This window comes from Sporocytophaga sp. (genome assembly GCF_017745095.1).
In the GTDB taxonomy this organism is placed as follows: Bacteria; Bacteroidota; Bacteroidia; order Cytophagales; family Cytophagaceae; genus Sporocytophaga.
In genome coordinates, this window is the sequence record NZ_JAGHZZ010000039.1 from 1 (window position 1) to 22,176 (window position 22,176).

Below are 22,176 nucleotides of genomic sequence, written 5' to 3' on the forward strand. Positions count from 1 at the left end.
GTGGAGCCCAGCTTGTTAATAACTAATCAATGGGCAATATAAAAATATGAGACTTTTCCCTGAAAAAGGGGGCAAATCCTTAACCTGACGGCTATGGATACAATCGCGCGACAGCCCACGAGGAAGACAAACACGGCCCAGCTGGTACAATCGCGCGACAGCTGGATTTTCAAAACGCGTGGCCAACAGCACTATCCTCTACAACACATCCATTTTTTCCTTATTAACATTTTTTCAAAAAAGTATAGCCAGCTACAGAAACTGACTATCTTTAAATCTTTTCCTTTATCTCTTGCATTACAAATGAGAAGGAACTTTATACTATATGAAGCTATAACAATCTTAATTATCCCTCTGTCACAGATTGCACGCTTTACAAAAGCGCGCTAGCCTTCCGATAATACAAACGCGGCACAGCTGGCGGACGCGCTTTTGCAAAGCGTGCCCGACTGCACTATTCTCTTCAACAACACTTCTGCCTTCATTCCTGCTGTCGACATAAAATAAAAAAAATAGCCAGTTTACTTTTGACAAACTGGCTATTTAAAATCTTATCTCAAACACTCGCATTACAAATGCGAATGCACTTTATTCAATAAGTATATTTACTTTCTGAACATATCCCTCTATCACAAAGCTAGCCTTCCGATAATACAAACGCGGCCCAGCTGGAGCTAGCTGGGTTTAAAAACTATTTCAATGTATTCAAAATAATTACTAGGGGAACCAACACTATCAAAATATTTTGTTACAGGAGTCATTTTAATTATAACAGTAAAATTATTCTTCCAAGCAACTTCACGAGGTACCCACATATCTTGAATAATTTTATATTCTTCTATTAGTGATTCTTTATTCAAAAATATTTTTACCCCGTTGGGTACACCCTCCATACCCCATTGTGGAGAGATTGTTAAAATCCTTTTATTATCTGGGGAGATATAAGGTATAGACCAAATAGTATCTACATTTCCATTAGCTTTGTTAATCAATAAATAATCTTTTCCTTCCCAATACGATACTTCAACCACATATTTATTGGGACTTAAAATCTCCCCAACTAATTTATATTCTAAACCTTCTGATTCATATTGGGCTATTGGAAAGTCCTTCAGTTTAATTACCTTATTTTTTAAGGGGAGAGTTAGAATCCCATCTATTTTATTAGTTTTCAAAGTATCTTTTATAAATAAATTACGATACATTTTTGATGCACTTAAGAATTCATTCTCTGTTGAATTTTTAATTATGTAACCTTTCTTTTGTGTTTTTTGATTAACTATAATTTGTTGCTTTTGACTTTTAGTTAATTCGGCTTTTTCCTCATTAAAATTACAGCTTAAACAAACAAAAATAATTAGGAAATAGCATGCTGCTAATCCAGTTTTTCTTATTTTAAAGAAAGTGGCAAATTTTAATTTCATACTTTAAATCTTTTAATTATTCTGCCAACCATTTACCTAATTTATGTCCGCCAGAACCCATTATTGAATTTCTTTCAAGCCAATTACCTACATTCTGAATAAAACTTGGAGCAGAGCTAGGTCTTAAGGTATCAGTACGAAATATCTTAACCCCTGTAGCGACTGTTACATGACCTTTGTTGTAATTTTGTAAATGAACGTGATGATGGTGTCCTGTATAATATGATGTATTAGATAAGGCTGGTTCTGTTGAAAAACCTTGTTGTGTCAAAATACTATATCTATTACCCCGTAAATTTGACGGAGTTGAATTGTATCCAAATTTTACTAGTTGGTCAACCATAAATTGGCTTTTTGCCTCATCAAAGTTATCCCATTGAGACCAGACAGCTTCATTTACATCACCATTTATATTACTATATCTATAATCAATAAAATCACCAGCTCCTCCTTTAGGGTGACTGCTATGACCACCTACTGAATTAGAAAATTGATTAACTTGAATCTTTAAACCATACTCATTGTAATAGTTCATAGAGGCCCCTAGAAATGCCGCAAAAGCTTCTGACATCATATATCTTTTCTTTGCTTTTGTATTGCCCATACTATAGGCTATTCCATCTGCTGTAATATGAACAAATCCATTCTCTGTTTTATTAAATGTACCTAAATCAGTTATCTTTCCTTTAGCAGATAGAAACTTAAAATTATCTGTCTTGTCCTTTGTTCTTTGAACTGATATTGATCCATCATATTTAATTAAATAATTATCTCGAAGACCAAAAGAGTTTCTAGGTTCTTTTGAAGAGTTTACATATGAAGATATATCAATAGGATTTTCAGAATCAAGACCACTCGGATCAACGTTACTAATAGGATTATTATTAAAACAAGCATATGAACTTTCCCATTCTTTGACTACAGGGTCAATATTCCATCTCTTCCCTATTCTACTATCATATTGCCAAAACTCAGCAGTATAGGAGTTACCAGATCCAGATATATCATCATCCTTCTCCATCCCGTTGAATCCATACCTATATACTCCAGAGCCTTTACTCCTACAAGGCATCTGCATACCAAAAGCATAATAGTTAGAGTAAGTTCTAATGCCAACACTATTAGTCACCGTTGAACCACTGATATCAGCTTCAAGCATATCGCTAAAGGTCACAGTTACGTTACCCAGATGGTCACTTAGCTCATAAACTTTTCGATCTACATAACGGCCAACTATGTTTGTAAGGTCTGCCTTGGTATAGATCCTGTGGTTTTGCAAAGGAAAGACTCCACTTTGTTTTGAACCGGTTAGTCCTACGTTCAGTTGAGCATCAGCTGTGCTTTGTCCTGTCGAATTTTCAAAATATCTGGAAATGCCGTCTGCATTTCTGTTAGAGAGGAATAGCCTGTTGCCACTTCTTCTCAAATCTCCATAAACTCCATTTTGAACATCTGCTGTATTTCCGTTCCTGAATTCATACCTTGATAGGAAATCAGCGCTATTAGTACTGTTAAATGGATAGTTAACTGTCAGGTTTCTGGTGTAATACAGTAATCTATTGTCTTCAGAAAACTCTACACTTGCTCCTTTGAAAGATTCACCAACAGGTATTACAAGAGAATTAACAAGGTCGTTTTCTGCCACCTTATAATCATATCCCAGATTAAAGACCAGAATTTCTGAGTCCTGGTGGTCAAACCATCCAATGGTATTTTTATGATTATATAAAGCCAGTTTTTTCCCGTCAGAACTGATCTGCATTTCGCTGAATCCTCCTGCGCTTACTGCAGGTCTTACAGCTATAACGACAGGCTGCTGGCTTATGACATCCTTATCTGTGATTTCAAACTGTAAAAGCCTTAGGACACCAGTCGGAGCTCCCGGAACATATTCCGTGGCATAAATATACGTTTTTCCAGTGGAATAATCCTCAACTGCCTGAAATGCACCTGTATATTTATTGGATAAAACATCAGCATCCAGTAGATTGTTTTTGCTGACCACATCACCTTTTGGAGTTGAAACCCCATTGCCGTTTTGAGCAAGATCGATCACATGGTAGTATAACTTTCCACCATTGGCTGTTACCAGATAATAGAGGTTGTCTTTTCCAGGCCTTTTCACAATCACAGACTGCGTTTTGGCATCTGAAAGAACATTGTCACTGTTAGGCATTAAAAGCCCATCAGCATCATAAACCAGGCAGGCTCCTGCATTTCCAAAATAGGTTTCAGGAGTTACTGACACTACCTGTAAAGTACCAGTCTGAGTTTCAACAGAGCTGATGTTATTTTTCACCTTTCCTGCAAAGTTGCCAGTACCTCCGAAATTTCCGAATGGAGCAACCGAAGTACCATTGCTTATTTTGTAAAGATTGCTGAGGGTAATATTTACCGGTGAACCTAAAGAATTCGTCAACGTTTCTTTTTGATGAGACACCGTCAACAGGTTCTTATTTTTGGATACACGCTCAAGAATACTATTCTCAAGTGTCACCTTGTCCATATCATCTTTATGGAACAATACAGTAGCTACAAGGGTATTAGGTTCAAATAATCCCAATCTCGAACTTCCATAAATTGACTGCTCTATTAGAGTAAATTTCGCATGGTAGTAATTGCCTTCGAATAATTCGTTTTCCCTTTCATAAACAGCCATTGTATTACCAGAAGCATCACGAACATAGTAAGTTGTGGTAATATTTACAGGATCTCTGGAAGGGTTGTTGCCATTATAAGGCGCTCTGTTTTGTTCCTTTTTAATCCTGTTGCCGGCAGCATCATAAGCAAAAGTGATGTAAGGCTTTGGCTTTACCGTATTGGCCTCAGATGGACTGATAGTAGCAATCTTTCCATAAACATTCCATGTAATGTTTATTTTTTCAAAATTATCATGTGTCAAGTTACCGATTGCATCATATTCGTAATTATCATCATCCTGAGACTCTATGTCTTCAGTATACGATCCTTCTAAAGCTTCGCTGGCTTCTTTAACATGTCTCAGCTGATTTTTGCCATCCTTATAGGAATAAGTCAATCTGTCCATTGGCAGTCCAGTACTTGCCTTATCTCCATTACGATCAAGGGTTATTATATTACCATTCGGATCATAGGTGTATTTGGTTTTGTAAGCTTCTGCTACACCAGTTATACCCTTATTCTCGAATTGTCCTGTCGTTGCATCATAAGAATAAAAATCAGACTGCTTAATTCTGTTCAGCTGATCATACTGAAACTTCTGACCAGTGGTGAACTTTTCAGGCGCTATGCCTGAATTTCCTTCAGTTTTTGAATAATCTCTGTATTCCTGCTCTATCCTGCTTGTCCAGGAGGAAATATTTCCATTAAACAGATCCTTGTCTGAGCTTGAAAGATTGTAAGTATTTCCAGCAACGCTGCTGAAAACAGACCCCGTTCTGTTAAAGTCACCGCCGTAATAGCCGAGCATCATTCCATACTCATCTTTCTGGAACTCACTTCCTGCCTGGCCATCTCCACCCGGATCCTGAGTTGCATCCAGGTTAGGTGTATTTACACCTTTCAACCAGCCTTGTAATGTATAAACATAGTCCACTCCCTGGATCTTGTCTTCTCCGATCTCGGTACGTCTCAAAGGACCGTGCAGATAGTATTTATATGCAGCATCTTTGTCCCAGATTCTGCCGTCTTTGGAAGTAAAGACTTCTGTTATTCTGTTATCAGCATCGTAGCTGTATTTGTGGAAGAACTGATCCGATAAGGTTTCATTGTATTTTACTTTCAATACCTTATTACTGATCAGGTCATATTCATAGGCAATGGTATTTTTGCCCATTCCCGGAATCTCCTGCACAATCCACTCAACGTTTCCGTGCGGATCATAGCTGTAGTAGGTTACAGCTCTTTCTCCATTAGAGTTATAGGTATAAGTATAACTCACTCTGTTTCTCAGATATCTCTGACCTTCACCAAGGTAATTGACATGAGCTGCCTCTGAGGTATAAACAGTGTGTGTGCTGTTAGATGTACCTGTTGAAGGCCATGTCATATCTGATGCATTGAGCTGCCCTAATGTTGTCGGAGCTGATAGATTCGCTTGCCCTACCTCAGTTACCCTGCCCAGGTTGTCATATTTTGAGTAGGAATATTTATTGTCAACAAGTTGCTGAGCATTCTGGCTGTATCTCAGTTGTCCAATGTCGTTATATACAAATTTAGTTATACCTCCATCAGGTGTTTCCTGTTCAGTAAGCTGGCCAAGGCTATTGTATTTGTACTTGGTTTTTAACTTATGATCAGTTTCCTGCTGACGTGTTACTGCTGTTGCCGTTCCTGACGGCACCACCGGAACAACACCGGCAGGGGGCACAGTTTTCACAAGATTACCTGCCCTGTCATAATAGTACAGCGTGTAATGTCCTTGTTTTATTTTATAGGATATCGTTAAATTGTCATTGATGACTGAGTTTAAACACTTGTTGTTATATTCATCAAGTCTTTCTGGCATATTGTTAAGCTTGCATTTGCCTAACTGTAACTCCAGTTTATTTTTGATCTCTTTAACAACAATCTCCTTCAGTTTAGGCTGCTTTACGACTTCCTCATCTTCAGGAGGAGTAACCTCCAGAACCGGAGGTATCCAGCGGATGCAGATTTTTTGAGGAGTGCAATTGGCAGTACTGAAAATTCCAAATGGTTGAAAAAAGTAACTTGGAGCATTCGGAGCGCCAAGACCGGATACTAAAGGTTCGCTAACTCCTCCAGCAACGAAATTATAATCGTCTACAACTACCAGACTATTAAATTCCAATTGCTCTCCTTTTTCAATTACCTTATCAAATTGGAAATTACCTTGCAAATCCAGTTTTAGTATCCATCCTCTTGAGTGATAATTAACAAGTGCATCGGCCGGTTCTACATAAGCATTCTTCATTTTGGTACTTGCTACTACATAACCATCAGCTATTCGTTTTATAGCCGTCTGATGCTGATTATTGTATCCGACGTCCCTTCTGGACGGATCTCCCAAAAGTTTCTCCCAAATGATATTTCCATTGTCTTTATTGATTTTCATAACCCATAAATCAATAAGGTCAAAACCTGCGGGCGACGCATTACCCCTCATGGAAGAACCTGATACAATCAAATGATTATCTTCAGAAAGTGTCCCATCGTAAAAATAGTCTTCTAACTTTACTCCATACCTTCTTTTCCAAACGATTGATAAATCAGAATTAACTTTTATAACCCATCCATCTGTACCTCCATGAGCTACATCCATAGGGTCCAAAGGATTGCTTTCTGTAGATTGGGAATAGCCAATCAGAAAGTATCCACCATCGCCAGAAGGTACTACTTTGTAAATTCCGTCAGCACCTGCTCCACCAAATGATACATCATTCACTTTATTAAAGTTTTGGTCAACTTTAATAAGCCAACCATCCCAGCTACCATATGCAGATGATGTTTTATTTCCCACTCCGGAAATAGAGACTGGATCAGAAGAAGACTGACCTGCCAATAAGAAAAAGTTATTACCTTTTTGAATGTCATAAAATTTTTCTACGCCACTTCCTCCATAACTTAATTCCCTTACGAAAGAACCATCTGTATAATCAGATACAACTACCAATCCATCCTGAGACCCCAATAATGGAGTTTGTTTAATGAATGCATTATCTATATTTCCAGGACCTGGGGCTGAAAATGAAACTCCGGTAACGATCGCATACTTGGAGAGTCCTAAATTAACTTCTTCTACTGCCAGTCCCCAATCTCTTCCACTACCGCCATAAGCCTTTTCCCATATAATGTTTAATTGAGGGTCTAATCTTTGAATTTGGTAATCAGATTGATCAATACCATTGTCCTTTACAGCCATTCCACCAGTCAAAAATCCATTATCTGAAGTTTTCTCAAAACTTTCGAAGACTTGTTGGCCAGTTTTTTCAAAAGTAATCTGTGACTTATAATACTCAGGCTGAATTACAAAGTGATCCGGCACTAAGCATTTTGCCGGTGTTTTAGTCTTATCTTCAAAATAATACTCTGAATACAATTCGTTTATTCTTGTCTGATCAAAAGCGCATTCAAATATCTGCACCTGATCTATCGCTCCTTCGAAATTATAAGGAGTCCCGCTCATGTTTGCATTTCTGCCTATCACAAGAGACGATGTACAGTTAAAGTCACCCTCAGTTCCCGGGAATCTTTTTTCCTTATTAAGTTCTCCGTCAATCCATATCTGATAAGCGCCTTTATTATATACTCCTGCAAGAAAATGCCAGTTGCCGTCCATCAGGTTTCCACCAACAGATGGTTCTGAAGTTCTTAGTACCCCTGAACCGTCCCTTCCTTCAAAAGCGGCTTCTCCACCAGGCAATATCTTAAGATGGAATCCTTTGTTTTCAGCTGCATTTTCGCGGCTTATAATATATTGTTCATTCAGGCCTGTTGTTTTTATCCAGGCAGCTACAGTGAACTCCTGATTAAAATTGAAGTTCGTTCCGGCATCAATATAAGAGCTTCCTGATCCGTTAAACACTGATGCAGAAGATGCATTATTATTTTTATCAGGACCCGTTGTAACATTGGAAAGTGTACCATTGTGTCCGTTTCCGGATATATCCTCAGCGTTATTGGTAAATGAATAGGCTGCAACCTGGCACAGATCATTTCTCTTAAAATCCTCCAGCCCCATACAAGTATTCGATGAAGCATCGGTAGGCTGCAACTCAAACTTGCCAAACATAATGGCCTGGATTCTATCCATCTCTTCTTTGGTCCCCACTCTCATCAATATGTCTTCACCTTGATCTTCATGCAATGGCTCGCAATCCGTTTTGACCATGGTAAGTCGGCACTGATCTTTACAATATTCAACTAGATTTCTTGCTGTACAGCATAGATCTTCATAATTCAGAAGAGATTGATCCGGCTTCCTATAATGCCCGCCCCCATCTGATGGGTAAACAGATATCAGGGCAGCCATAAATTGCTCGTATTTATCTTCACACGAAGACTGGCATTCAGTTTCAAGCTTTACTTTATTTTCTAAAAGCGACTCTTTTACTTTTTCAGGATCTAAATCCTCTCCACTCCCAAAGGCAGAGGATGACTTAATACACATTGCAAAAGCCATGTAGTTAGGATGTTCACCTTCCCAAAGGTCAAATTGACCAGGAGTGGCGTTCTCAACTTTTATCTGATAATAGTTACCGTTAGGTACCTGATTAAAAAGACACATCTGCTGGTTACATGGAGATTTATAACCGGGAGCACCTTCTTCTAATAAGACAGGATTATTGATATCTGCATTTCTTACATTACAGAATATATTCTCACAAGCTGGATTATCATGGAGCGTATATTTGAAATACTTATAAGCATAAATTTTGTGCTGTTGGGCATTCTCCACAAAACCCATATAATGGCGACCTGCACAATCCAGAAACTGCTCGACAGAAGATGGTAGCTGAGGTGAACTTACAGCTGTATTACCAGTTGCCCACTCAGGAATACCAGCACCAGTGTTGTTTTCCGGCTCTGTAATTGTGAGATTTTCAGCACTCAAACCTTTTGGTTTCCCCGTTGAACTATTTGTTTCAAGCGTTTGCAAAATCCCCAGCCAGCAGTTTATCAGATCATCGCAGGCAAACATAGGAATAGGATCACCTGTAACCGGGTCAGTTTCTGTTCCGACCTCTGACCTCATATTTTCTATCAGCTGATTAAATGTAGCTTCATCATACTCATTTTTACTCAGCCTGGCAATATTATAAGCAAGGCCATTTTTATCCTTAATCTTGCCAAGTTCACTTAACATATAAGGTCCAAGATTATTAGGTCCGTTTATATCCGGATCTTCACAAGGTTCCAATGGAATAATAACAATAGGTATTCTTATGGAACAGCAAGAAGTCGTTAATGATACTTCATAACCATTATCAAAATTAGCTGTCTTAGCTATGGATTCACCCAATTCATTAAAGCCTTCAACAACAAGTCCAGGAATATTACCTGCCATAAGTCCTTGAAGATATGAATTGAGTTCTTCTAAATCTCCTGACTCCAGATGGGTTTTTATTTCGTCTACATACGGCTGTAGACCATCACTTGCAATTTCTGCAACTCTCAATGCATATGTATTCGCAGCATTTACATCCATTTCAATAACTTTATCAATCTGATAATGTCCTGCAGGAAGTGTCAATGAAGTAAAGTCTAAAACATCATCTATAGCTGCAGCAGTACTGCATGATTCAATAGATGGAATTATTTTTTTCACTTCCCGATTATTTATGGATTTCGGATCATCAAGATCTGTTATCTTTATTGTAAGCTTATAAGCGCATGAAGTACAAATTGTGGTTCCGCCACATATAGCGCTGAACGCCTCAGGTGTAATCTCATAATCAAATTCCACCTCTGTTGCTTCTGTGAAAGTAAGCTCTTTGGAAGATATCAAACCATGCTCTCCATACTTTTTATTGTCTTTCAAAACTTCCTCAACCACTAACTCATCTATGGTCAATGCATCCAGATTGGTGTTTTTCCCCTTGCTTACTCCTGTTGCAATAACTTTTCCGCTTTTGTCTGTAAAAGTTACTGTTACTACTTTATTCTGATCTGTTACGGTACTCTTCAGAACAGTACCAGCATTGGGAGCCTCATCACCAAAAAGTCTGATAAGCTCCTGCTCACTGGCGTTCCCGTCAGACATTTTTACGGTATGGTCATTTTCTTTTCGTATTCTGTGCTTATCACCCACACCACCTTCTTCGATTACCTTACCACTTCCTGTTTGAAATACTGATCTGCTATATGGATAGCCTTCTGCATTAGGAATAGTTTTATCTGCATAACTATCACTATAATATTCATTTAAAGGTCCGCCATTAATAGGATCAGGTGCTGCAATTTTATCATCCGTATCAAAGTTCGATGCGTCAAAGAGATTCCCGGAATTCTTAAGAAACTTTTCTCTGTAATTAAATTCATTATCATCAGAAACAGGTGCTGGCATAGAATTGACAGCCGGTCTTCCTGAATAATCATATACAGTCTGATTGACTAATATTTTTCCTGTTGAAGAGGCGTCTCCGTTAGATGGTACTTTTACCTGATTCTGTTTTACCTGTAATAAACCGTTTGCATAAGATATCGACTCATGAATACCAGTATTTTCAGTAAAGGTTCTACTATATATAAAGTTCAATCCCTCATCAAACTGCTTATAGTAAAAAACTGTGCCTTTATAATCTTCAAGACAGGTGATCTGGTCATCCTTATTGCAACTCAGGGAAATCGTAGAAGGGATATCTATATCTGCAGTACTCCAGGTACCCCAGTTACGGCTATTGGCCACTCCGCCTTCATAGGTATTTCCGATAGGTCTGACTCTCCATGCATAAAAGCCTGTACCTTCAACCATTGTAAGAGAAATATCATGTTGAGAAGTTTCAAGCGTGAGTGCCTTTGACCAATCTACGGAAGCGTTGACGACATACTCGCTTGTAGAAACACTGCTTTCATTAAACAGTTTTAACAACTGAAACTGATAAAGTGGTGCGGCACAATGTTCATCTTCCCACTCAAATTTCTTTATACTTGTGCCTGTTACTTTAAGACCATGGACAATAGCTCCAATTGTAACCGGCACCTGCATTTCATTTTCGATGATTACTTTTGTCTCAACTTCCAGTTGACCATTTACCAAAATATTTGCAGAAGGATCAAAATCAGTCACCTTTATTTTATATACCTTAATACCTGTCACCTCCAGGTCTTTGGTAATTTCCTGGTAAAATAGTTTTTCAGGCTGATTTAAGTCAATGGAAATACTTGTCGAATAAGTAACTGAAGGAAGGGAGGAAGGATTAAAATCCTTAAAGCCTTCAATAGTGATGTCAACTTTAGCCGGATCGGTAAATTCACCTCCTAGCTTGTAGAATTTACCAGTATTGAATGTAACCTGTAGTTCTGCTCTTTTAACCTTTTCTATACAAGGATGCGCAAATTCAAAATTTTCAACCTGCCTTGGCACAATTGTGCTATTAGCAAGCAAAACGTTAGATAGCTGGCTGGCGCTTTCTTTCAGGACACTGCTGGTAACTTTATCATGAGTCACCACATGACCAATAGCACCAACTGCAACAAGCTCTCCATCCGATAAAGGAATATAATATGCTTTATAGAAGTCACCTTCACGAACCATACCATAAACTTCGGCATCTGAGAAGTCTCCATCGGGAGCGTTTCCTTCTTTAACCTTGTCCACCAGAAGAACAAAGTCTTTATTAGCTACTTGTTCAAAAACAGATTTATGAAAATAAATAACACCTTTTCCAGTCTCTCCATATTCTTTTACTTTCCACACAAGCGAAGTTCTTTTTCCGGAAAGAGGTGCATTACTGTTGTTAAGTTCAATTGAACCTCCATTATTACCGACAAGCAAGTAACGTTGAGCTTCAACTTCAGAAAAATCTTCAAATCTCAAACCTGAGGATATCAGACTTTTTACATCATAATTGATATCTGCTTTTCCAAGTGCTTTAATATCTCCTGAAAAATCAGTCGAATAGGTATATTGATTTAAAACAGCAAAAGTAACAAACTGATCAGGCGCAATGGAAACATTTGAGGCTGTATAATCAGCACCGACAAGATCCATTACATGCACAACAGCTCCTGAAGAAAAATTGCCATCACTGTCAATCAGCATAGCCAGCTTCTGATATGGTAACAGAGTAAACTTTTCTGCAGGGAGATAAAAATTCAAAAGCCCGCTACTTCCGTTTGATTTATATTGCCATACCCTGTCGACTCTTACTGTGTTAACTGCCGATGATAGCCCCGAGAAGACTGTCGTTCCGGGCAAATGATTGAAAAAAGGATAATCTGTATTGGTCTGAACTTTTGAGTATGCTAAAACATCTATCCCAATAGCAATTTTATTCCCCTGGTCAAGGTTTACATTATATGCTTTGAACACATTCCCCTCTTTAACCAAATCTATGATCTTATTAGGACTTGTCGTGTTTTCTCCATAATAAACCAAGATGTTAAAACTTCTGAAGTTTGAAGGCAAAGCAGGAAAATCCGCAGGATTAATCGTAATATCAACTCCCCCTACTTCCCCTACCTCTGAGACACACCAGGTTGTTGTAGTTCTCAGAAAATCCGTAGATGCTACTGCGACACTATAGTCTAATGCTATATTGTCTGCTGCAAGGCCCAAATACTCTTTATTCTCAAGGTTTCTAGGATTGCTTATCTCCAGACCACTTGAGTTCAATGCATTACCATCATAATTGTCAGTCTTTCCAAAAAATGATTTAGCTGCATTGAATGACGGGCAACTTCCCGGATCAAGCACACCAAAGCTTATATAATCATTATCATTCAAAGTCAATCCGTTAACCACATACCCACCATTTCCATTGTCTTCCATGACCATGATCTTGCCATTTCCATCAGAAAAATCACCATCTGAATCTATGAGCATTACAGGCCTTTGACCTGGCAGCACAGTAAGGTTACTTTTATTCCATATTGAAAAATCAAGAATTCCTGTAGTCCCGGTCAAATCAATCCTCCAGGTTTTAAGCATTCTTTTTACAAAGGGAGGATTGTCCTGATTGGGATCGTCATTTGCTAATAAATTGTTTGACTCAACATTGTTCCTTCCCACAAAAGCAAAACTTCCAAATTGAAGAAAGTTTCCTGTCATACTCATGATATCAGACTTTGAGGAAGTGTGTAAAGAACCATCTGCATCCTTACCTATACCTGCTACATCTTTGTTAAAACCCGTTTCAAGTCCGTAATAATCATTGGCTACTGCTATTGAATATTTGGAGGACAGATAATTTTCAACGATTTTTTTCTGTGCACTATTTATATTTTCAAATGATACAACTTCAGCAACATACCCAAGATAATCGCCTCTACCAATAGTGAGTTTATCGTACTCTACATGATCATTGTAACAACTTAAACTTTGAAGATAATCAACGTTTTCTCCATCCGTACTATTACCGTTATAACCAGCTTCAATGCTTACATTATTTCCTACTTTAGGTAGGCGAGCCAAATAAAGAATATTAGGTGTAGAAGAATTATTTCCTGTTAAGGCCAGATTTTTTGCAGCATCACTTGCACAAACACTGTATTTGTCAGTTGCAAATATTATGTTAGCGGGTCCGTTTTGCCTATAGCATATAAATCTTCTATCCCCAATAGCATTTGACTCTGACGGAAAAGGACTTGAAATTCCAATAAGATTTTTATCAAATGCTGTCGACTTAAATGCTACGAATATAAAATGACTGTTCTGAAGATTATGTCCTAAATTTTCTTCCAGATAGTTGGTATTTTCAAAATATACAGAACCTATCCCAGAGGCAAAACCATTTGTAGAAAACTTAGGTGATGTCACTGATTGACCAGAAGGAGTAATCATCTGCCTATCTCCCTTGTGCGCTGCCCAGGAAGACACCGTTGCATTATCGCTTAGATTTAAATCATCAGCTTTATACCACGAAAGCGGATACCCTGAACCTCCAACACCACCTGGTCCATCCTGCCCTATCACGGGTATTGTGCATACTCCTGCAAGAACTACCAATGCCTTCTTTACTATTGAAAAAAATCTCGATGACATAAAATTATTTTTTATTCGCTCTAACGTCTACTAACTTATATCCTTTAAATGCCGGTTTTAAAGTACCATCTGCATTTAAAAACTTATTCTTGAACGGCTTCACCGAAGCCTGTCCCTTATGGTTAAAATCTATATTCCTGTAAGTAAGTAGTACAGATTGAAACTTATGGTTTGATGGATAGAATATATTTGTCTGATATACCTTTTCATTTTTTGAGTCCACCAGAAAATCCACTCTATTCATATTTAGCTCTTTGCTGATTTTAGGATCAAGTTCAAGATGTATTTCTTTATCAAACCTGTGCTCCTTGTCATCAACATCTTTGCATTCCTTTACTTTTGCCTTCTCCAGTATTATATTTTGTAAGCCAACAAAATTTTGCTGATCCTCAGCAGATGGTTTCTTATTCAATTGTGAATCACTTAAATAAATCACCTTTCTTGATGGAATCACAGAATAACACTGAACCTCATCCTGATACACTTCCATATCCTTAGAGATTACCTCTGTATAGTTAGTTCCTGCAACAAGTCTGATATCAGAGGAAATCACGCCGTTATGGTACCTTTTATCTTTCAATACTGTTTTAACATTATATTCAAACAGATATACTTTCTTGGTTTCAGGAAGTAATTTCGTATTCATTTTATCAAATACATGCTCAAGCAAAGCTATACATGGATCCGTTGCAATAGCAGACATTAATAGGATCATTGATCCTATACAAAGGCAGACGTATTTTATTGGTCTCATTTATCTTTTACAGGAGTGTTATACTGTGTCTCAGCTATAGTTTTTAAACCTCTTTCTGTTTCTACCAGCTTTCTGATTAGTTTACCTTCCGCATTGTATTGATAATAGAGACCAAAGTGCTGATCATCAAAGCTTGTTAGCAGACGTAGATTATTGCTATCATATACATAACAAACCATTTCTGCATCCAATGGCTGTATTCGCAGGTCATCTATCCAAACCTTAGCACTTGTATTGTTCTTTAGCTCAAATACTAAAGAGGAATTTAAAGCGATGGCATCTAAACCTTTGTTAAATGTAAAATCTACAAGAGTCCATTCGCCTACTCTGGCCACTTTACTTACTTTACCAGTGATGTGCGCATTGTCAGTATTTAAAGTTGCAACCAGGGAATTTAAAAGGTCTGCCGATTCATCTGTTACTTTGATCCAGGTCTTCGCTGAAATTCCATTTGCTTTTACCTGACCTGTTGCCTTCAGTTGTGGTGTTTTACTCAGATTCTGATCCTTAGTAGCAACAAAGGATGCATTTGCATTTATTTCAACAGCCTTCTTGCCTGAATGAGCAGCGACACTTGAAGCTTTTGCTTCATCCTCAAATGAAAGGAATAACACTGAGTTATAATGTGCATTTTTTGCAACAAGAGCCGGTACATTTTCATTATGTGCAAATTTTGCAGTGCTCATAATTCCAAGTGCATTCTGTTCGAGTAGAGCATTTCCAGAAGGGCTGTATGCAAGTACTTCATTTGTTTTTATCCAGTTTGCATTTGTTGCTCCAGGACTATAATTAAACCCACGGAAAGAATTATAAGTACCGGCACCGTTATAAATTTTATTTCCTTGGCTTACAGCATCCTTAAGGTCAGTTTTATAAACATAATTCGATTGCATTCTCCACTTACCTATTCTGCCAGCTAAATAATCATTCGTAACATTGGTAAGATCAAATTCATCATTGAAATTCAAATCATATTTATCTTTCCAATCATCTGAAAATAATGTAGCTGAAGCCCCTACGACTTTTCCACTTACCTCAAAAGATCCGTCTGTCTTAAAGAATGACGTATTGGCTTCCCCTTCTCCATATGTAGTGATTTTGCCGGCCACCTGATTCAGCTGATTAGTATAGCCACTGTTAATAATTTCTAATGTAGTAAAAGTACCTCCGGAGTTACCCGATACTACTGGTTGTACTTTAATTTTATTCTCGCTTGCGTTTATATCACTTATATAGAAAAGCCCAAGAGAACTGGTAGCATTAGACAATCTGATCAAATCACCCGACACTAAGTAGCCGTCTGAAATATAGGATGAATTCCCGGCAGTAATGGTTAATTGTCCGTTGTTAACTTCACCTGCTTTTTCAACTACCCTTCTCTCATTTTTATACATCGGTCCCATGTTCGGATATACATAGTGAGCTGGAATACTATAATTTGTATAGATGCCTTTATGGTTAGCAGAACTCACGGGACTTAAGTTATCAAATCCATCTCTGGCAATGGTTACTATAGGCGAACCGGAAGACTTGTCGAATACAAGGTTTTCCTGAATGTCAACAATATTATTTTGTTCTCTTATCGTTTTCTTTTCAAGGCATGTATAACTGATCACCTTATTCGTTACATGGCTTCTAAATTTCTTTTCAACATAACTATAGTATGGAAAAAGTGAAAAAGATGGAAAAGGAATAAACAGTGCAACAGATATTTCAAAATCGACCTGCACAGCTGCATCGTGGTGAACATCATCAACAGATCGCATCTCCATCGTCACCTCTGATTCTTTGCCCAGATAATCTGGCTTAATCGTTCCGTCTTCTTGAAGTACATCTACCTTTTCTCCCGGTGCAAAATACTCATGCCTTTCTTCAGAATATTTTTTATAGTCTTTATCCGGAGTACCGCTGATATAATTTCCTCCATATGTAGCAATTCTGTTTAACTTGCCATGCATGTCATTCATGATAAAGCTATAGCCTTGAGAAACCCACCTGTTGTCGACTAACACGTTTACCCAGATTGCAGGAATCGTTACATAGTCTTTAGCATGATCATCTACAGGAGTGTTATCAAACTTCATTGGATATTGCTTCGCTGTATAATATTCATGAACAGTGAAGCCTGGAGAAGATTTTCCTTTATGAATGTTTTTCACCACCACTCTTGAATAACCTATAGATGCTCCAGGAAGTAACATTTCTCCGATAGGACCTTCAAACTGCTCAAGGTCAATTCCTGATATAGCTTTTTGATACAACTCTTGACGTGATCGCTTTAATAAAAAGTTAACCAGTGTATTTTCTTCTCTTATCCCACCACTTTCATTGGTTGCTACGCCACTGCTGGTGCCATCCTGACGTTCATACAAATATTCACTTCCAAATAAACTTTCATCTCCTTCTTCGATACCTGAGTCATACATGAGCAATCTTTTTACTCTTACACCTCCGCCTATTTTCTTCTTAAGCACAGGAATACGGATATATGACTGAGAATAAGAAACCCTTTGACATCCACCTCCTGTCGAGACAAGTGTTTTTGCAGCCTGGAAAACACTTTTAACCATATCTACAGAACTGCCATTAAGAGGAATTTTTACCGGATCAATATTACAACTGCTGCTGATATTCATGCCGGATTTGTTTCTCTTAAGATGATTTAAACACACCTGATGTGGAAGAGAATACTCCCCGCTTTCAAATTGAATAGCCAGTTTATTATTAATTACTACCGCTTTGCCATTGGCATACCCTGTTATGTAATCTACATCGCAGTTATTTACCTCAGGTGTTGCAGATCCTGTTAAAGTGTATAAAAATTTAAAATATAATTTATTATTTTTTGAATTAGGACCTACGTATTGATTGATAGTATCCTTTAATGCATTCAGTTCAACAAGCTTATACTCCCCATTTTCCTTCTCAAGCCCAAGGTCTCCCGGGTTCAGATAATATAGATTACTGGTTTCATTGTCAGATTTAGAGCCGCTTACATTTCCTGAGGCATCTGTTAAACTAACCATAGCAAGCGCGCGTTGATCTTGCACAAAGAGATAATCTTTGTCTTCATACTGAACAAGTATTTCTCCACCTGAGGGTAATATTATACGTTTTAATTGCCAGGCCGCAGGATCATATTTTTGGGCAGCATCTCTTTTCCCCTGATAAACCCATGGCATCAGTTTATTTTTTCTATTGGCTCCATCGTAAGCATAGTTACCACAGCCATCTATTTCATAAGGAGAGTAGTCCGGGTTTTCATTCAAATTGTTGCCATAATTAACTATATCAGCAGAAGGATCATTTGCATCAGTGTATAATTCTGAAACAGGTCCATCGGATATGTAATCTTTCTTATATTCATAAATAAATTCGTAAGGAGAGATCCTTGCATTATTTATTCCCTCATACTCAAACCAAACTCGCTTAAGCGTTAATTTTCCTCCTCTCTTGGAATTTGAAAAAGTATGTTCAGAGTTTGGAAGGTTCTTAGCTAAAGATTTACTAGCATCATAGCTGTCGGTCTCACCATAGTATTCAAAATGAACTATTTTTAATGCCTTTCCAATGGTTTTTGTCGGATCAGAAGGATCTTTGGCGTATAATTCTATTCTGTCTAACTTCCTAAGTTTATTAAGACCTATAGCATCTGTTTTATTAGAAGCATCCTCATCTTTTTCTGCTGCACTCACCCCATCTTTTCTTTCGCTTGTAATATATAGTGCAATATGAGTTTTGGTCTCTATCGATTTTAAATAATATATTTCTTTTTGCCCATAAGATATAGTTCCTCTGTCATCTCTAGGATCAGACAACGCTCCTCTTTCATAAAACAAACCGGAATATGGTCTTCTATGCTCATACCAATCATCATCCGTACTACCCGGCTTCTTAATTTTTTCACCCCAAACTTTTTCATAATTAAATTTTGTCCATCCTCCGAAATCATCAGAACTTATGCCATTCAAAGTTCTGTCAATATAGTCTGGAGTAGTGATCTGAGTAAGCAAATAAGAAGTTGCATAAGCATTATCCCCATTTGCCTTTTCTCCTATAATCGTATTAAAATTGCCTGTATTCGTAACATCCCTGTATACCAAAGTATTATTTTTTATCTCTGGCATATTGCTATATGGTTCCTTTACACTATAAGACAGATTACTCTCTCCTTTGGCATAAACAGGTAAACCATAAACATATTTATTTCCATCTTCATTGATCGTAGCAAATTCACCAATACCATGATTATGATTCCCTCTTTCAAGAAAATTATCATAGTTTGACTTATCGTATGCCAGGTAATTAATATTCTGGTCTTTTTTAACAATGTCTTTGTTATAATTAAATCCTACAAAAGTGGATCTTCGGATTCTATCACCTGTCAAAGTACGCTTTACCTGCCCTTCGTCAATCACCGGTTTAAATTTCTTAAGTCCAGGAACATAAGCACCTTCTGACTGAATCGCTACTCTATAAGGAGCATCGTTATCTGAAAATTCCAGATTTGATCCAGGATCATTTGTAAATTTTGGAAAGTATCCCTCATCTCCTAAACCACTAAAAAGGTACATATTTCCTTTATCTTCCCAGTTTCTAACATTCATTTGATGATAACCTATCCCCACGTAAAATCCTCCACCGTTTGTCAATCCTGCGTCGATATCTCCTTTATAATTGGAGATGACCATATCACTTTGTTTGTTGATTGGCAAGTATGTTCCTGTTGATCTGGAAAAGAATCTGAATCCTCCACCTAAACCTTCTCCGGTAACAATAAAATCATCAGGTGCATTGTGTGGAATCGGCAAATACTGATCTCTTTTGGCATACATGCTTTCTTTCTCAACGGAATAATCCATCATATAGGATCCCTCTGTCTTAGTTCTAGTGGCTTCACCTTGATAAAGATATCCATAAACAGGGTTTGGATCCTCTGCTAAATAATTTTGCATGGTAAAACTTCCATTGATCCCCACTTTAGGTTCTAAGTCTAGCGGCAATGGAGTTGGACCAAGATTTATTGCAACATTATGAGAATGGCCACTATAACTTGATACATTCATTGGCCTGAATTCATCTTCCATGGCTCTCATTCCATAGGTACTTGCCATTCCTTTTACAAAAGATGCTGAATTACTTGCACCTCTTTCTGCCCTATCCTTAGCTTTTTCAGCTGCTTCCTTTGCCTTTGTATCAGTCTTATCAGTCTTATCTAAATTATCCTTAGCTTTTTTCGCATCCTTATTATTTCTCGCAACTATACCCGATGGATTAAGATCAAAAGAAAAACTTTTTCCATCCTGAGCAGACACACTGTAACCCACATTAACAAGCCCATCAAGTGAGGCCAAATTTATTCCATAGGAGGTACCAAATCCTCTATAGTTATTATACTTAAGTGCAGCACTTACCGTCAGCCCTACATCATCCAGATTATCCAGGTCTGTGCTGTAAATCTCGAAAGTTCCACTGATACCAGCTGTTACTGTGTAGTTAGACGGCATCTTATTCATGTACTTAACTTCCTCCCCGTTAAAATCATCCGGGAAACCTTTTTTGCCTCTGTTAATGGCACCAGGATTTAATGTCCATCCATATCCTACCCATGAAGCATCTTCTTCCATTGAAGAACCGCTGTGATATGAAAGTGACATTGCATAGCCGCCACCGTTAGGGCCAGGCACATTTACCAAAGGCAGATTATAGGTAAAATCACCGGTAAAAGGATTTACCATATTGGTAGTCGCTACAGGCTCGAAACTGGAGAACTCTGGTTGTCCAGGCCCTGAAGTAAGTGCCCATGCTACACTTGGAAATATAATCTGAGTTGTTATGTTGACAGTTAAAAAAATCGCAATCGATTTTAATACTTTTATTTTAAACCTGCTCATAAATATTTAAAAAACAAATTGTGGTATACTTGCTAAATGTTCTTGTTTAAAAAGAAAATGTGTTCGCCCTGAATTAAAAAACTCATCATCAAAAACTAAATCCATCTCCTTACTTTGGTCCAAACCTTGCTGACCTTGCTTTTCTGAAAATACCAGATAGAACTCTTTTTTATTTGTTAAATCATAACCATTGATCATTCCAGATAGTACAGGCTCATATACTTCCTTGCCTGCAATAAGCTCGACATATTCCTCCAGATTAAAATTCAGATCAAAGACCCTTTCTTTATACTCCCTATAATTACTGATGCCTGTCAGCATCAGATCTCCTTTCTTCTCTCCTTCTCTTTCATCCGGAGCTATCGTTATAAGAAATGTCTTACTCTTTGAATATAAATTTACAAGACTATCTTTAGTAGTTTCTACCCGTGACTCCATTCGTTTCAGCTCTTTATGCGCAAGAAAATCAGGTGGAAGATATTTTACGCTGATCTTAAGACCAGACACATATTTTTCTTTCACAAGCCCATGTTCAGGATTATTGATCCACTTCATGTATTCAGTAAAATTGCTGATCTTACTTTTGCTGCAAGAGATCAACAATGGTAATAAAAGAAAAGGTATATAAAATCTTACTTTCATTTTTGCTCTTCCTTATTTTTATACCAATCATTGATTCCTTTAAGAAGGTCGTCTGTAATATCTTTGGAGTCTTTACCATAAAGGACATTACCTTCCTGTGTCAAACCAAGGATCACATCGTAACCATGATTCTCTCCATATTCTTTTATGTATGAATTAATTTGATTCAAAACCGCCTCAGTCATTTTTTCATCTTCTTCTTTGGCTTTCTCCTCAAGTGATTTGACATAATCTCTTATGCCCTGCTCCTGCTTGCCAAGGTATAATTCCCTCTCTTCTTTTTCTTTTTTGTTTAGTCCCGGAAGATCGTTTGTATACTTACTTACTGCACTTCTATAGTCTCCCTGCAGTGTGTCTATATTTGCCTGCCATTTTTCCATTTTGGATTTATAGATATTCTTGGCTTCTTTCATTCCTTCGAAGTTCTTTACCAGTTCTCCGGAACGGACATAACCGATTTTAGGACTTGTAAATTTGGATACTCCATAACTAATAATTCCTGAAAGAAAAATTACTAAAGAGAAAATGATGATGTAACTACGCTTATTCATTAATTTTTTAATATTACTTGTCCCTGGTAAATTACGCTGCCATTTATTTTAAGATTGAATCTATAGGTACCACTTGCACAGGCATCTCCATTGGCATCCTTCCCATCCCATTGAAGAGAAGTATTTTCAGGATATACAGTAACTCCCGAAGCATTGAGCACTTCAAGCTTTGTATTACTTAAATTTAGTACTGTTACCTTAAAGACATTATTAGGTGCTGGATTAGAAGGCTTAAAGACAAGGCCTCCTTCAAGATTTGTTAAGATAA

The 22,176-nt window shown here is 37.6% G+C and carries 7 protein-coding genes; all 7 read right to left on the reverse strand.

Annotated elements, in window-relative coordinates; translation table 11 throughout:
- Positions 1 to 674: 674 nt before the first annotated feature.
- Entirely contained in the window at positions 675 to 1,424 is a 750-nt protein-coding gene (locus J7604_RS25640; protein ID WP_293903024.1) for a hypothetical protein, read from the reverse strand.
- A 16-nt stretch (positions 1,425 to 1,440) separates the two neighbouring features.
- Positions 1,441 to 14,067 (reverse strand): LamG-like jellyroll fold domain-containing protein, encoded by a 12,627-nt coding sequence (locus J7604_RS25645; protein ID WP_293903027.1) that lies wholly within the window; start codon positions 14,065 to 14,067, stop codon positions 1,441 to 1,443.
- Positions 14,068 to 14,071: 4 nt separating this feature from the next.
- On the reverse strand, positions 14,072 to 14,821 hold the full coding sequence (locus J7604_RS25650; protein ID WP_293903030.1) for a hypothetical protein: 750 nt from the start codon (positions 14,819 to 14,821) through the stop codon (positions 14,072 to 14,074).
- On the reverse strand, positions 14,818 to 20,715 hold the full coding sequence (locus J7604_RS25655; protein ID WP_293903033.1) for a hypothetical protein: 5,898 nt from the start codon (positions 20,713 to 20,715) through the stop codon (positions 14,818 to 14,820). Before J7604_RS25655 ends, J7604_RS25650 begins: the two co-directional genes overlap by 4 nt.
- A gap of 6 nt (positions 20,716 to 20,721) precedes the next feature.
- Positions 20,722 to 21,357 carry a hypothetical protein gene (locus tag J7604_RS25660; RefSeq protein WP_293903036.1) on the reverse strand — a complete coding sequence of 212 codons (636 nt, stop codon included), beginning with the start codon at positions 21,355 to 21,357 and terminating at the stop codon, positions 20,722 to 20,724.
- Positions 21,354 to 21,908, reverse strand: a complete 555-nt coding sequence (locus J7604_RS25665; RefSeq protein WP_293903039.1) for an OmpH family outer membrane protein — start codon at positions 21,906 to 21,908, stop codon at positions 21,354 to 21,356. Before J7604_RS25665 ends, J7604_RS25660 begins: the two co-directional genes overlap by 4 nt.
- Positions 21,908 to 22,176 (reverse strand): gliding motility-associated C-terminal domain-containing protein (locus J7604_RS25670; RefSeq protein ID WP_293903042.1); only part of this gene is annotated, 269 nt, incomplete at its 5' end. The genes J7604_RS25670 and J7604_RS25665, both read right to left, overlap by 1 nt.

Excerpts from the sequence above, each read along its gene's own strand:
- J7604_RS25640 (WP_293903024.1), bottom strand. The coding sequence starts at position 1,424 with ATGAAATTAAAATTTGCCACTTTCTTTAAAATAAGAAAAACTGGATTA.
- J7604_RS25650 (WP_293903030.1), bottom strand. The coding sequence starts at position 14,821 with ATGAGACCAATAAAATACGTCTGCCTTTGTATAGGATCAATGATCCTA.
- J7604_RS25665 (WP_293903039.1), bottom strand. The coding sequence starts at position 21,908 with ATGAATAAGCGTAGTTACATCATCATTTTCTCTTTAGTAATTTTTCTT.
- J7604_RS25645 (WP_293903027.1), bottom strand. The coding sequence starts at position 14,067 with ATGTCATCGAGATTTTTTTCAATAGTAAAGAAGGCATTGGTAGTTCTT.
- J7604_RS25655 (WP_293903033.1), bottom strand. The coding sequence starts at position 20,715 with ATGAGCAGGTTTAAAATAAAAGTATTAAAATCGATTGCGATTTTTTTA.
- J7604_RS25660 (WP_293903036.1), bottom strand. The coding sequence starts at position 21,357 with ATGAAAGTAAGATTTTATATACCTTTTCTTTTATTACCATTGTTGATC.